At 68.6% G+C, this 13,603-nt stretch carries 10 protein-coding genes; 1 reads left to right on the top strand and 9 read right to left on the bottom strand.

Annotated features, from left to right (window positions below; genetic code table 11):
* Positions 1-55: 55 nt before the first annotated feature.
* The 7 genes from J2X41_RS10240 to J2X41_RS10210 all read right to left on the bottom strand — a co-directional run bounded on the left by J2X41_RS10240 (position 56) and on the right by J2X41_RS10210 (position 8,904).
* Complete coding sequence (locus tag J2X41_RS10240) at positions 56-898, bottom strand: fumarylacetoacetate hydrolase family protein (protein ID WP_310081609.1); 843 nt, start codon at positions 896-898, stop codon at positions 56-58.
* Between the two features lie 23 nt (positions 899-921).
* Positions 922-1,647 carry an SDR family oxidoreductase gene (locus J2X41_RS10235; protein WP_310081607.1) on the bottom strand — a complete coding sequence of 242 codons (726 nt, stop codon included), beginning with the start codon at positions 1,645-1,647 and terminating at the stop codon, positions 922-924.
* Positions 1,648-1,791: 144 nt separating this feature from the next.
* Positions 1,792-4,515: a TonB-dependent receptor gene (locus tag J2X41_RS10230; RefSeq protein WP_310081606.1), complete on the bottom strand. Its 2,724-nt coding sequence runs from the start codon at positions 4,513-4,515 to the stop codon at positions 1,792-1,794.
* 113 nt (positions 4,516-4,628) lie between these two features.
* Positions 4,629-5,888, bottom strand: a complete 1,260-nt coding sequence (locus tag J2X41_RS10225; protein ID WP_310081605.1) for an MFS transporter — start codon at positions 5,886-5,888, stop codon at positions 4,629-4,631.
* On the bottom strand, positions 5,885-6,766 hold the full coding sequence (locus J2X41_RS10220) for an amidohydrolase family protein (RefSeq protein WP_310081604.1): 882 nt from the start codon (positions 6,764-6,766) through the stop codon (positions 5,885-5,887). Before J2X41_RS10220 ends, J2X41_RS10225 begins: the two co-directional genes overlap by 4 nt.
* Complete coding sequence (locus J2X41_RS10215; protein WP_310081603.1) at positions 6,763-7,713, bottom strand: aldo/keto reductase; 951 nt, start codon at positions 7,711-7,713, stop codon at positions 6,763-6,765. The genes J2X41_RS10220 and J2X41_RS10215 overlap by 4 nt, the downstream gene beginning before the upstream one ends.
* 33 nt (positions 7,714-7,746) lie before the next feature.
* The gene (locus J2X41_RS10210; RefSeq protein ID WP_310081602.1) at positions 7,747-8,904 is read right to left on the bottom strand and encodes a mandelate racemase/muconate lactonizing enzyme family protein; all 1,158 of its coding nucleotides are present in this window, start codon (positions 8,902-8,904) and stop codon (positions 7,747-7,749) included.
* Between the two features lie 186 nt (positions 8,905-9,090).
* On the opposite strand from J2X41_RS10210, the gene J2X41_RS10205 reads away from it, so the two are divergent.
* Positions 9,091-9,837 carry a FadR/GntR family transcriptional regulator gene (locus J2X41_RS10205; RefSeq protein WP_310081601.1) on the top strand — a complete coding sequence of 249 codons (747 nt, stop codon included), beginning with the start codon at positions 9,091-9,093 and terminating at the stop codon, positions 9,835-9,837.
* A 64-nt stretch (positions 9,838-9,901) separates the two neighbouring features.
* Here J2X41_RS10205 and J2X41_RS10200 read toward each other — a convergent pair whose 3' ends face one another.
* Both J2X41_RS10200 and J2X41_RS10195 read right to left on the bottom strand, forming a co-directional pair.
* Positions 9,902-10,537 carry a response regulator gene (locus tag J2X41_RS10200; protein WP_404979916.1) on the bottom strand — a complete coding sequence of 212 codons (636 nt, stop codon included), beginning with the start codon at positions 10,535-10,537 and terminating at the stop codon, positions 9,902-9,904.
* The gene (locus J2X41_RS10195) at positions 10,530-13,586 is read right to left on the bottom strand and encodes a triple tyrosine motif-containing protein (RefSeq protein WP_310081599.1); all 3,057 of its coding nucleotides are present in this window, start codon (positions 13,584-13,586) and stop codon (positions 10,530-10,532) included. Before J2X41_RS10195 ends, J2X41_RS10200 begins: the two co-directional genes overlap by 8 nt.
* Between the last annotated feature and the right edge of the window lie 17 nt (positions 13,587-13,603).

The following is a 13,603-nucleotide window of genomic DNA, read 5'->3' as shown; positions in this document are numbered from 1 at the left end:
GCGTTTTGTCACGAGCCGGCTCTTTGGCCGGCTTCGGTGGCCTGAGCCGCGAAGCTCAGGCCTGGCCGACGACCTGCCGCTGCTGGCCCAGGCCGTCGATGCCCAGCTCCATCACGTCGCCAACGTCCAGATAGACCTCCGGCCGTTGTCCCAGTCCCACGCCGGGAGGCGTGCCGGTGGAGATGACGTCGCCGGGGTGAAGGGTCATGAACTGCGAAACGTAGGCGACGATGAAGGCGGGCTTGAAGATCATCGTGGCGGTGGAGCCGTTCTGGAATGTCTTGCCGTTGACGGTCAGCCACATCTTCAGGTTCGCCGGATCGGCGACCTCGTCGCGCGTCACCAGCCAGGGACCGATGGGACCGAAGGTGTCGCAGCCCTTGCCCTTGTCCCAGGTGCCGCCGCGCTCGATCTGGAAGGCGCGCTCGGAGACGTCGTTGATCACGCAATAGCCGGCGATGTGCGCCTCGGCGTCCGCTTCGTTGACATAGCTGGCGGTCTTGCCGATGACGACGCCCAGCTCGACTTCCCAGTCCAGCTTGGTCGAGCCGCGCGGCTTCAGCACCGTGTCGTTCGGGCCGGTGATCGCCGAGATGGCCTTGGTGAACAGCACCGGCTCGTCCGGGATCGGCAGGCCGGATTCGGCGGCGTGGTCGGCGTAGTTCAGGCCGATGCACAGGAACTTGCCGACCTTGCCCACGCAGGGGCCGTAGCGCACGTCTTCGGGCGCGAGGGGCAGGGCGTCCAGGTCCAGGGCGCGAAGCCGGGCCAGCGACTCGTCGGACAGGGCTGCGCCGTCGATATCGGCCACCACCCCGCTGAGATCGCGCACCCGGCCCTGGGGATCCAGAACGCCGGGCTTTTCCTGGCCGGCCGTGCCGAAGCGGAGCAGTTTCATGGTGTATCCCTCTTGTCCTGGGCCTAGTTGACCCAGCCGCCGTCGATGACGTTAGCGGTACCCGTTGTAAAGGCGGACTCGTCCGAAGCCAGGTAGACGGCGAGGGCGGCCAGCTCCTCCACGCGGCCGAAGCGCCCCATGGCCTGGCGGGCGGTGAACTCCGCATAGGCCTTGTCGAAGTCGCCGGTGTCGCGCAGGCGCTGCAGCAGGGACGGGGTCTCGACCGTGCCGGGGCAGATGGCGTTGCAGCGGACGCCCTGGCCCACGAAGTCGGCGGCCACGGCCTTGGTCAGGCCGATCACCGCCGCCTTGGTCGCCCCGTAGGCGAAGCGGTTGGGCACGCCTTTGATCGACGAGGCGATCGACGACATGTTGATGATCGATCCGCCGCCGCCCCGGATCATGCCCGGCAGGAAGGCGCGGATCATCCGGTAATGGGCGGTGACGTTCAGGCTGTTGGAAAACGCCCAGTCGTCCTCGTCGCAGTCGAGGATCGTGCCGGCGTGGACGAAGCCAGCGCAATTGTAGAGCACGTCCACCTGCGGGAACTCCTCGGCGATCGCCCGGATCGCCTCGCGGTCAGTGACGTCCAGCCGGCGCACGATCAGGTCCTCGGCGTCGGCCAGGGGCTCGATGCGGATGTCGGCGGCGATCACGGTCGCGCCCTCGCTCTGGAACGCCTCCGCGGTCGCCCGGCCGATCCCCTGCGCCGCCGCTGTCACCAGCGCCGTCTTTCCCGCGAGCCTCATCGATCCATCCAAAACATAAGACGTATTATGTTTGCTACTGACCTCAGGCCTATGCGTCAAGGCCGTCCGCCGATCGGCCAAAAGAAAAAACCGCACCACGACGAGCGTGGTGCGGCGGCCTTGATCGGCAGGAGGGAAGGGGATCTAGAAGCGTACACGGACCCCGCCGGCGACGCGCCGGCCGGTGGTGCGGAACTCCTTGGTGCGGTCGGGCGTGACCGAATAGATGAACTCGTCTTCGTCGGTCAGGTTCAGGCCGTCGATGAACACCGTGAAGTGGTCGGTGACGTTGTAGGACGCCCCGACGTCCAGCTGGCCGTAGCTGTCGAAATATTCCGGCTCGCCGTTACGGCCCGAGGCGACCTGCAGGAACTTGTCGCGCCAAGTATAGGCCACGCGGGCCTGGATGGGCCCCTTCTCGTAGAAGCCGACCAGGCTGTAGGAGTACTTCGACAGCCCCTCCAAGCCGTACGACACGTTGGCGACGGTGTTGGTGTAGTTGGCGTTGGACTCGGCGTAGGTGAAGCTGGTCTGCACGCCCAGGCCGTCGAACGGCGCGGGCAGCCGGCCGAACACCTGGCGGTAGCCCAGCTCGAAGCCCTTCACCACCGCGCCGTCGCCGTTGTCGGGCACGGTGACCTGGAAGGTCACCTGGTCGACCTTCTGGGGCGTGGTGACCAGGGTCACGAACGAGTCGATGTTCTTGTAGAAGGCCGCGACCGACAGCAGCGACAGGTCGTCGAAATACCATTCCAGGCCGCCCTCGATCTGGGTGGCGCGGAACGGCTGCAGGTCGGGGTTGCCGCGCTTGATCGTCTCGTTGCCGGGGTTGGTCTGGATGGACTGGCGCGGCGACAGGTCCGACAGGGTCGGACGGGTCATCACGCGCGAGGCGGCCAGGCGCAGGATCAGGTCGTCGGTCAGGTTCAGCCGGGCGTTCACCGACGGCAGGATGTCGGTGTAGTGGCCGTCGAAGCTGACGGGGACGACCGGCGACACCGTGATGATGTTCTGCCCCGCGCCGTTCGGCTTGGCGCTGGTCACCGTGCGCGAGGCGCCCGACGAGGTGTAGTCGGTGTCCTCGATCCGGACGCCCAGATTGATGGCCAGGGGCATCGAGCCCAGGTCCGTCTTGATGTCGGTCATCAGGTAGCCAAGCAGCACCTTCTCATCGACCACCGACGAGCCTGACGGGGAGTAGACGGCCTGGTTGAACGCCTTGCCGTCGCGGGTGGCGTACTCCTTGACCTGCAGGATCAGCGCGCGGGGATCGTAGATCAGCCAGTCGTGGATGATCTTGTCGCCGTACTGGCCGTTGAAGAAATTGCGGTTCGTCGGCTGGAACAGCGTGGTCGGCAGGAGCTGGTTGGAGTCGCAATAGGCGCACTGCTCGCCGAACGGCATCTCGTTGGAGGTGATGGTCTTGGTGCGGTTCTGGGCCGAGAAGCCGGCGCTGACCGAGACGGCGCCCGGCGGCTTCCAGGCGGCGTCGACCTTGTATTCCTTGATCTCGTCGTCGACGTCGGAGCCGCCGCCCCAGATGTAGTAGTGGGCCGTGACGCCCTGTGGGTTGGTCGGCGCGTCGGCGTAGGTCGGGCTGGTGAAGCCGTAGGAATACATCGGGCTGCCGCCGCGCCGGTCGAACCAGGTGTCGACGTTCTTGCGCCGGATGGTGGTGAAGTCGCTGTCTTCCTTGCCGCGGCGTTCGGCCTTGGAGGTCGAGGCGTCGAACGCGATCGTCAGGTCGTCGGTGGCCTGCCACTTGATGTTCAGGCCCAGTTGGTCGGTGGTGACCTTGCGGTGGTCGTACTGGATGATCTGGTCGACGAAGCCGCCCTGGTAGCGCTGGTAGACCGCCTCGCCGCCCTGGACGATCTGCTCGACCAGCGACCCGCCGGCGAAGTCGTAGGCCAGGCCGGTCTGCTGTTCGATGATGTCGGCCTTGGCGTAGAGGGCGTCCAGGCTGACGGTCAGGCGGTCCGTCGGCTTGTATTGCAGCACGCCGTTCAGGCCCGTCATCTTCTTGTCGCGTTCGAAGAAGAACGGCGACAGGTTCGACGGCATCGAGACGTTGCTGAATGGCGCGACGCCCGGGCCGATGCGGCCGCCGGGAACGCCGGCCAGATTGTAGTAGGAGTCCGTGCTCGAGCGGTGCACGTGGCCCGCGCCGATCGTGAATTCGTCGTCGCGCACCTTCTGTTTCGAATAGGAGACCGAGAGGGCCGCGCCCAGGGTGCGGTCTTCGTTGCGCCAACTGACGACGCCCGAGGCCTCGGGATTGTTGGTGTCGCGCAGTTCGGCCCAGGTCGAGCCGACCGAGCCGGCAAGGCTGAAGGGCTTGCGCTGTTCCAGCGGACGCAGGGTGCGCACGTCGATGGTCGCGCCGATCGAGGCGCCGTTGATGTTGGCCTGCGGCGACTTGTAGACGTCGGCGCCGGAGATGATCTCGGATGGCAGCACGTCGAACGAGAACTCGCGGCCGTTGTTGTCGGTGGCCAGGGTGCGGCCGTTGACTGTGACGGCGTTGAACTTGGGGCCGAAGCCGCGCACCGAGACATAGCGGCCTTCGCCGCGGTTGCGCTCGATGGTCACGCCGGCGATGCGCTGCAGCGACTCGGCGACGTTCTGGTCGGGCAGCTTGCCCAGGTCCTCCGAGGCGATGGAATCCACGACCCCGACGGCCTGGCGCTTGATGTCAATCGATTGCTGCTGACTGGCGCGGATGCCGGTGACGACGACCGCCTCCACGGTGTCGGCGCTCGGGGCGGAACCGGGCGGGGCGTCCTGCGCCCTGGCCGTCGCGGGAAGCGCCCAGGCGCCGATCAGGCCCAGCGCGGTGGCGGCCAGCATGGTGGTCTTGGTGGACATCCTCGGATCCTGTCGTTTCTACCCCGCTGGCCGGTTTACCGGCCTTATCCCGACGCTAATTCTGGATAAGACGTATGTCAAATTATCATCATACATCTTATGAATTTTGAGGATCAGCGCACCGACTTGATCGGGGCCACCAGGAAGGCCGAGCTGAAGACGAACAGGATCGCGGCGATGAAGATGGCGGCGTAGTTGTTGTTGAACAGGTGCAGCAGCACGGCGGCCATGACCGGGCTGAGGATCTGCGGGATGTTCACCGCCGTGGTCAGCACCCCCAGGTCCTTGCCCTCGTCGCCGACCGCGGTCTTGGGCAGCACCTGGGTCATCAGGGCCATGTCGATCGACATGAACATGCCGTAGCCGACGCCGATCGCGCCGGCGTAGATCCACATGCCGGTCATGTTGGGCAGGGCGAGCGGCGCGACCATGGCGCAGCCCATGATCAGGCTCGCGGCCACGACGAACGGTTTGCGCCGCTGCAGGCGGTCGGAAAGAAAGCCCGAGGCCAGGGACGAGACGATCAGGCAGACCAGGGTCAGGATCGCCAGGTTGGCGATGGCGAGGTTGGAGCCGGCGTCCGACAGGCCGATATAGTCGCGCAGGATGTACAGCAGATAGGCCGCCACCGCCTGGTAGCCCATATAGACCGTGAAGCGTCCGGCGAAGGCCCAGGCGAAGTCCGGATGGTCCTTGGGGCTGATCCAGAAGCTGGCGGCGAAGGCCTTCCAGGAGAACGGGCGGGCGGGGGCGTCGGCGCTGGACAGTTCGCGGTTGATCAGCACGAAGGCCAGGCACGAGACGGCGATCGCCACGGCGAACAGGCCATAGGCCAGCACCCGCGCCCCGGCCAGGTAGCCGGCGACCACCGTGCCGGCGGTCAGGCCGGCGGTCATGCCCGCGCCGACGACGCCCGACACCACGCCGCGCGTCTCCGGGGCGAACCGGTCGGCGATCACCGTCGTCATGGCCGGCTGCATCGAGTTGTAGGCCACGGTCGCCATCACCCACAGGACCATCAGCGACCAGAAGCTGGTCTGCCAGGAGACGCCGAACAGGCACAGCGACCCGATCAGCGAGGCGATCGCGATCCAGGGCGAGCGCCGACCCCAGCGGGTGCGGGTGCGGTCCGACAAGGCCCCGGCGATCGGCGTGGTCAGGGTCGAGAACACCGAGGTGACGGCGAACATCAGGGCCAGGTTGTTGGCCTTCTGGCCGGGGTTCAGGGCGGCGATCTGGTTGGGCAGCAGCACCCCCAGCACGCCGCTGTAGAGCGCCATCAGCAGGAAGAAGTTGACCATCAGCGACAGCTGCAGGCGCCTGCGGCCGGCGCCGGCCGTGGTCGCGACGGGCACGGCGGTGTCGAAGGTCATGGGAGCGTCTCCTGCGGGCGCTCCGGCGCCAGGGCATAGAAGGCGGTGGCGGTTCCGGACTCGATCCGAAGCCGGTCGCGCGGGGGAAGAGCGGCGGTCGCCGCGTCGAAAACAACGCGCCAGCGGGCGTAGCCGCCGGCCAGGTCGACGACCGGCCAGTCGCCGCCGAACATCAGGCGCTCGGGGCCGAAGCAGGTCAGGGCGTGGTCGATATAGGGGCGCAGGGCCTCGTCCCGCCCGCCGGGCCAGCGGTGCTGGGTCGTCAGGCCCGAGATCTTGGCCGACAGGTTCGGAAAGCCGGCCAGGACCCGCAGGCTGTCGGCCCAGCGGGCGCCGTCGATGTCGCCGGCGTGGGCGGCGATGTCGGGCTTGCCCAGATGGTCGAGCGCCACGCGGGCGTCGGGTTGGCGCTCGAACAGCCTGTGCAGAACGCCGACCAGCAGCGGCAACTGGCGGTCTCGGGCGCAGAGGTCGATCGTCAGGCCGTGGCGGGCGGCGACGACCAGGCCGTCGAGGTGGCGGCGGTCGGCGATGAAGGCGTCGGTCTCGTTCTGGACCGAGCGCCGCACGCCGCGAACCTTCGGGCGCTGACACAAGGCGTCGAGATGCGGTGCGACCGCCTCGCCCAGTTCCAGCGGCGCGAAGGCGACGATGCCGAGGATCTCCAGGTCGGGGTGGGCCAGGCCCGCGACCCAGTCGACCTCGTCCAGCGCCTGGCCGGGCGTGCAGTCGGCCTGGACGAAGACGGCCCGGCGCACACCGGTTCGTTGCGCCGCCCAGTCCTGCGGGTCCTGCCGGCCCGCGATGGAGGGGACGTGTTGCAGCCAGTCGTAGTCCAGTCGGCCAGGGTCCCACAGATGCAGGTGAGCGTCGATCATGCGCCCGCCTTGCCGCCATGGCCCGGCAGCAGGTCCCAGCCGAGGTCCTTCACCGGCGCGAGGGCGTCCTGGACGGCGGCCAGCGCCGCCGGGTCGATCTGCGTCGTCAGGGCGGCGATGTTCTGACGGAGGGTCTCGGGCCTGGACATGCCGACCACGGTCGAGACGACGCCGGCCTGCGCCGCCGTCTGCAGCGCGAACTGCAGGGCGACGAACGACAGGTCCGCGCCCAGCGCCCGGCAGCGCCGCGCCGCCGCCATCGCCGCGTCCCGGACGCGGTCGTGGGCCGGGTGCCAGTCGGGCGGTCCGTCGGCTGTCAGCAGCCCCATGCCCAGCGGCGAGGCGTTGAACACCGCCACGCCCTGCGCCGCCAGGCGTCGGGCGACCGGCGCCAGGCGCTGGTCCTGCAGGGTGTAGGTGCAATAGGCCATCACCGTGTCGACCGCCTCGGCGAGGGCGATCTCTTCCAGCAGGGCCAGGTCGTAGCCGGTGACGCCGATCCGCCCGATCACGCCCTGGGCCTTGAGCTCGCGCAATGCCGGCAGCGCCTCGTCCAGCAATTGCTGGCGGTCGCCGTACTCGATGTCGTGGCACTGCAGGACGTCGATCCGGTCCACGCCCAGCCGCCGGCGGCTTTCGTCCAGGCTGCGCAGGACGGCCTCGCGCGAGAAGTCCCACGACTTGTCGCCCTGGCGGCCGACCTTAGTCATCAGCACGACGTCGTCGCGCGGAACGCCGCGCAGGGCCGCGCCCAGCGCGGTTTCGGCCCGCGTCGCCCCGTAATAGGGCGCCACGTCGATCAGGTTGACCCCGGCCTCCAGCGCCGCGGCCACCACCAGGTTCGCCTGGGCCTGGGACACCGGCTGATAGACGCCGCCCAGCGAGGCCGCGCCCAGGGCCAGGGCCGAGACGCGTGGCCCTTCCGCGCCGAGCCTGTTGCTGATCATCCTGTTCGTTCCTCGATCGCGTCTTGCGACGTCTTATCGTTCGGTGGCGGCGCGGCCGTTGGGGACCAGGCCCAGGCCGGCGCGTCTGGGCCGGACATGGGGGCCTCCCGGCCTGGACCATGTCCCGCTCAAGCGGTTGGCGGCGATCGCCGCTTCGTCGACCACGACGCCCAGGCCCGGGCGGTCGCCCAGGACCAGGCCGCCGTCCATGATCTGCTGATCCACGTCCAGGCCGAGGGGGAAGTTGAAGTCCTGGATCTCGATGCCGACCATGTTCGGCGCCGCCGCCGCCGCATGGGCGATCGGATTGGCGTCGTAGCCGACCGGCGAGACCGGCAGGTTGTGGGCGTGGGCCGCCATGGCGACGCGATTGAAGTGGGTGACGCCCCAGACGCTGCCGGTCTGGACGATGTCGACCGCCCTGGCCTCGAACAGGGGCGTGAACTGGTCGAGGCCGGTCAGGTTCTCGCCGGTCGCGATGGCCGCCCTGACCGCTCGGCTGACGATGGCGTGGCCTTCGGCGTCCCAGCGGCGCAGGGGCTCCTCCACCCAGGTCAGGTCGACGCGCGCCTCGATCTCGCTGATGTGGCGCACGGCCTGCTTACGGCTCCAGCACTCGTTGACGTCCAGCATCATGGCTGGCCGCTCGGTGTTGCGGCGGAGGATGTCGCGGGCCATCGCCAGGCGGCGAACGTCGCGCTCCACGTCGCGGCCGCCCTTGATCTTGGCGCCGGTGAAGCCGCGCTCGGCCCACAAGGCGTAGTGCGCCTGGAACGCGTCGTCCTCCAGGCCGTAGCACAGGCCCGAGGCGTAGCCGGGAACGAAGCGGCTGCGCGCGCCCAGCGTGCGCCACAGCGGCTCGTCGGCCATCTTGGCCTTCAGGTCCCACAGCGCCATGTCCACCGCGGCGATGGCGCCGTAGGTCGCTCCGGCGTGGCCGCTCTTGAACACATGGGCCAGCATGCGGTCGTACAGGGCGGTGACCGCACGCGGATCCTCGCCCTCGACGGCGGGAAACACGCGGTCGATGTCGGCGTGCTGGCCCAGGCCCACCCCGGTCAGGCCGCCGTCGGTCTCGAGCAGCAGGATCGGCACTTCGGTCACACCGGCCTCGACCACGCCGTTGACGTCGCCCACGGGCCGCCCCCAGTCGTGGATCGTCGTCAGGCTGCGGTGGCCGGTAATCTTCATGGGGTGGTCTCTTGGCCCATCGGTCTGGGCCTGAGCCCCTTGATCACATAATATGTATGATGAATTATCGCATTGCAACCCTTGACTGAGGGTCGGCGGCGGGCTCACGAGAGGCAGGGCGCGTCTCGAATCTCGCATTGTGATACGATAGCGACCTAGGACAGGGCAGCGGGATAAGCGGTGGTCATGACAGCTTCGACGAACGTCCCGGGCCCGAGAACCGCGCGTCGCCCTCGGCTGGCCGCCGCGGTGGTCGAGGACCTGGTCAACGCGATCGTCACCGAAATCTATCCGTCCGGCTCGGCCCTGCCGCCGGAAAACGTCCTATGCGACATGTACGAGGTCAGCCGCACGGTGGTGCGCGAGGCGACGACGGCCCTGACGGAAAAGGGGCTGGTGGTGTCGCAGCAGGGGCGGGGCACCATTATCCAGGATCCCTCGTCCTGGAACCTGCTCGACCCGATGATCCTCAGCGCGCTTTTCCGCCGCGAGGACGGGCTGAGCTATCTGGACAACCTGTCGGAGATCCGCGCGTCGCTGGAGGCCAGCATGGCCGGCAAGGCCGCGCGCAACATCACCCCCGAAGCCGCCGCCCAGCTGGGCCGGCAAATCGAGAAGCTGGAGGGGCTGATCGACACGCCGGCGGCCTATGTCCACGAGGACGTCCTGTTCCACGACATCATCATGCGGATGTCCGGCGACCGGCTGAGCAAGGCGATCATCGACAGCGTCCAGAGCAAGGCCGTGAAGACCTACAGCTATAGCGGACGGCTCAACGTCGATCACGTGCGGGCGACCCACGAAGCGCACAAGCGGGTCTACGAAGCCATCGTGGCCGGCGATTCCGAGGGGGCGGCCCGCGCGATGCGCGAGCACATCGAGACGTCCTGGCGCAAGCGCCGCCCCGGCGGCCCCGAGGAAAAGAGCGACTGATCCTGGTGATGTCGCGGCCCAGGACCCGGCGTTCGCAAAGATAGCGGCGCTCAGAGCTGCGGCGCTAAAGCTCGATGATCCCCCGGCGGGCCGCCACGGTGACCGCGTGGGTGCGGTCGGACACGTCCAGCTTGGTGAAAATGGCCTTCAGGTGCCCCTTCACGGTCTCCTCCGAAATCCCGAGCTCCCAGGCGATCTGCTTGTTGGCCTTCCCCACGGCGACCAGTTGCAGGACCGCCACCTCGCGGTCGCTGAGAGCGTCGTCGACGATGTGCATGGCGATCTCGTCGGCGATGTTGCGATGCAGGTAGCGGCGGCCCTGATGCACGGCGTGGATGGCGTCCAGCATTTCGGTGCGCAGGCTGCTCTTCAGGAGATAGCCCGTCGCGCCCGCCTTCAGCGCGCGCACCGCCTGGGCGTCGCCGTCATAGGTGGTGAGCACAACGATGCGGGCGCTCGCGTGCTCGGCGCGGATCGCCTTGATCGCCTCGACGCCGCCCATGCCCGGCATCTGCAGGTCCATCAGGGTGACGTCCGGCAGCAGCTCGCGGAAGCGCACGATGGCCTCGACGCCGTCCCGGGCCTCGCCGACCAGCACCATGTCGGCCCGGTCTTCGAGGATCGCGGCGACGCCCTCGCGCAGGATGGGGTGGTCGTCGACGACGAGGACGCGGATCGGATTGGGACTCGGGTCAGACAACGGACGCACTCCTGAAACGACGCAACAACGAGGACAGCCGCCACCCGCCTGGCGTCTTGTCCGCGAAGGCCAGTCTGGCGGGCAACTTCACGGCCACTTCCGTGCCCGCGCCCGCTTGGCTTTCGATGGTCAAGACGCCGCCGATCCTCTGCGCGCGTTCCCGCATGCCGACGAGGCCGAAATGGCCGAGCTTGTGCCCCGTGGCCATCACCGCCTCGGGGATGCCGACGCCGTCGTCACGGATCCGGACGCTCAACTGGTGTCCGGCGAAGCTGATCGCGATCTTGACCGCCCTGGCCTTGGCGTGGCGCGCGATGTTGAACAGCGCCTCGCCGGCGATCCGGCCGATCTCGGCCGAGACTAGCGGATGCACCGCCCGCGGCGCGCCGTCGGACACGATGCGGACGGCGATCGGCGGATCGAACCCGGCCGTGGCCACGGCCTCCTCGAGGACAGCGCGCAGGTCGCTCGGGCTTTCGGCGATCCTAAGGTCGCGCACCCGGTTGCGTCCGTCGACGATCACGTCGTCGGCCCGCTTGAGCGCGGATTCCAGCAGGTCTCGCGACTGGTCCCCGGGAGGCATCTTGTTGGCGACCGACTGGAAGCGGAGCACCAGGCCCTGGACGCTTTGCAACAGCGTGTCGTGCAGCTCACGAGCGATGCGCTCGCGCTCGCCCAGCCGCGCCTCGAGCCCGACCCGGAGGCGCTGCCCGATCTGGGCGACCCGAAGACGGTAGAGCAGCCAGAGGAGGACGAACGCCAGGCCCAGGCACAGGGCGAGGAACCCGCGCGATTGCAGGAAGGTCGGCGGGATCTCGAACTCGACCGCGGCGCCCGTCCGGTTCCAGACGCCCTCGTTGTTGGCGGCGATCACCCGGAAGCGATACTTGCCGGGACCGAGGTTGGTGTAGAAGGCCTGTCGGCGTGGACCAGGATCGATCCACGCCTCGTCGAAACCTTCGAGCCTGTAGCGGACGCTGACCTGCTTGGGGTCGGCGAAGTTCAGAACCGCGTAGTCGATTTCGACATTGGACGTCGCGGCTCGGAGCTTGAGGAAGCCGGGATCCCGGTGGAGGCGGTCGTTGCCGGTGAGCGACTTGATCGCGACGCCCGGCGGCCGGTGGGTCCGCGCGATGCGCTTGGAATCCATCCACAGAACGCCGGTCTCGGTGGCGACCCACAATCGTCCGTCGCCGCCTTGAACCAGGGAGCGCTGGGTGTGCGAATGGGGGCGGCTGCTCAGGCCATCGCCGAAACCCAGGGAAAGCCCGGCTGGCGGAAAGGCTTTGGCGGCGAAGGCGCGCTCCAGGTCCTGTGGGCCGATCCGCGCCAGGGTCCTGGGATAGGCTATCCAGGTATCGCCCTCCGGCGTTCGCACCATCCCGCTGATGCGACTGTAGGGCGACGTCTGGTCGGCCCAGATGGTCTCCACGCGCCCGAGGCGGAAGCGGGAGAGGCCGAAGGCGCCGGCCGCGAAGAGGTCGCCGTCTGAGGTCGGATAGAGCGTCAGGGCCGTGGCCTCACCGGCGCCGACATCCAGGGGCGCGACCGCGCGCGCGGCTTGGTCGATCCAGGTCAGCTTGCGGTCGGTCCACTGGACGACCAGGCGTCCCTGGGCGTCGCGGACCATGGTCATGGGCTGGGGACGGCCAGCGCCAGGCGGTTCGACCATCGCCGCCCACTGTCCACGCCGATAGCGGAGCAGGCCGCCGGCCGCCGCGGAGATCCAATAGTCGCCCCGTCTGTCGAAAGCGCAGTCGTAGACGATGCTGTCGGTGTCGGGGCGGGCGAAGGTCCTGAGGGGACGGTCCCGTTTCCAGATGGCGATGCGCGTAGCGAACGCGATCCAGATGGCGCCGTCCGGCGCCTCGCAGAGGCTCTGCGGTTCGCGGACGTCGCGCAGGATGGGCTCGGGGTCGCCGCCTGGCGGGACGCGATAGACCGTCCGAGCCTGGCCGATATAGACGCTGCCGTCCGAGGCCGTCATCAGCTTGTCGCCGAACGCGGCGGGATCGGTCAGCTCGGGCTCGGATCGCAAGGTCGCGGGCCGGAACTTGTCCAAGCCCTTTTCGGTGCCGATCCAGATATTGCCCTCCAGGTCCTCCAGGACCTGGGTGGTCACGTCCGACGACAGGCCGTCACGACCGCGGAAGGATTCGACCCGGGCGACCGGACGCCCTGACGAGGGCGAGCCCGTTGCGGCGGCTACCGCCAGACGCTGCACGCCCCGATAGCGCATCGCGATCCAGAGGTTTCCCGAGCGATCGAACATGGGCGCGCCGCGGATCAGCGAGTCGTCGGTATGGTAGGGCGAGCGGAGAGGCGGCGGCGAACCGCGCCCGCCGGGCCCGGTGAGCGGATAGCTCCCCGCCTTTTCGGACAGCCAGATCCGGCCCTCGGGGTCTTGCGAGAGCATTCCGTTCGCGCGCGGGGTCATCCGCACGGTTTCGAACCGCTCGCCCCCCGGACGCAATCGGACGACCGAATTGCAGAGCGAGATCCAGACCGTGCCGTCGATCGCCACCAACAGGCTGAGGGCGTCGTCGCGCGGCAGCCCCTGGTCGGCGTCGAACAACCGCCATTGCCCGTTGCGAAGCTGCAGCAGCTCGGCGTCGAACTTGGCGGTCAAGGCCCAGATCGTCCCGTCCTTGCCCTCGGCGAGCGCCGCCACCCGATCGGGCGCGGGCGGCGTGCTCAGGACGCGCAGCTTGCCGCCGCGATAGACGGCGAACCGGCGCGACCGGCCGAAGCTGGTCCAGACGTCGCCGTTGCGCGCGACGAGCAGCGCGGTCGGCAGATCGTGACGCTCGTCGCCGTCTTCGGCGACGATAGGCTCGAAGCTGATCCCGTCGAAGCGAAACAGTCCTTCGCCGGTCGCGAGCCAGAGGAAGCCGTCCCGTCCCTGCGCCATCGCCAGCACCGGAGCCGGCGCTTCGCCTTCCTCGGTCCAGCGCTGGTGCGTGTAGTGGGCGAGGCGCCGGGGCGGGTCGGCCGCTACCGCCGCGACGGGCGGCGACAGCAGCACCGCGATGAAAATCGCCCTGATCAATCGCAAAGCTGGCCCTG

It is taken from the genome of Caulobacter sp. BE254 (assembly GCF_031457295.1).
Taxonomy (GTDB): domain Bacteria; phylum Pseudomonadota; class Alphaproteobacteria; order Caulobacterales; family Caulobacteraceae; genus Caulobacter.
Note: the sequence above shows the minus strand (reverse complement) of the source record. Positions and strands in the feature narration are given on the sequence as shown.

Bases quoted from the DNA above. Each gene is read 5' to 3' on its own strand.
- J2X41_RS10205 (WP_310081601.1), top strand. From the start codon at position 9,091: ATGACAGCTTCGACGAACGTCCCGGGCCCGAGAACCGCGCGTCGCCCT.
- J2X41_RS10210 (WP_310081602.1), bottom strand. From the start codon at position 8,904: ATGAAGATTACCGGCCACCGCAGCCTGACGACGATCCACGACTGGGGG.
- J2X41_RS10240 (WP_310081609.1), bottom strand. From the start codon at position 898: ATGAAACTGCTCCGCTTCGGCACGGCCGGCCAGGAAAAGCCCGGCGTT.
- J2X41_RS10230 (WP_310081606.1), bottom strand. From the start codon at position 4,515: ATGTCCACCAAGACCACCATGCTGGCCGCCACCGCGCTGGGCCTGATC.
- J2X41_RS10235 (WP_310081607.1), bottom strand. From the start codon at position 1,647: ATGAGGCTCGCGGGAAAGACGGCGCTGGTGACAGCGGCGGCGCAGGGG.
- J2X41_RS10225 (WP_310081605.1), bottom strand. From the start codon at position 5,888: ATGACCTTCGACACCGCCGTGCCCGTCGCGACCACGGCCGGCGCCGGC.
- J2X41_RS10215 (WP_310081603.1), bottom strand. From the start codon at position 7,713: ATGATCAGCAACAGGCTCGGCGCGGAAGGGCCACGCGTCTCGGCCCTG.
- J2X41_RS10220 (WP_310081604.1), bottom strand. From the start codon at position 6,766: ATGATCGACGCTCACCTGCATCTGTGGGACCCTGGCCGACTGGACTAC.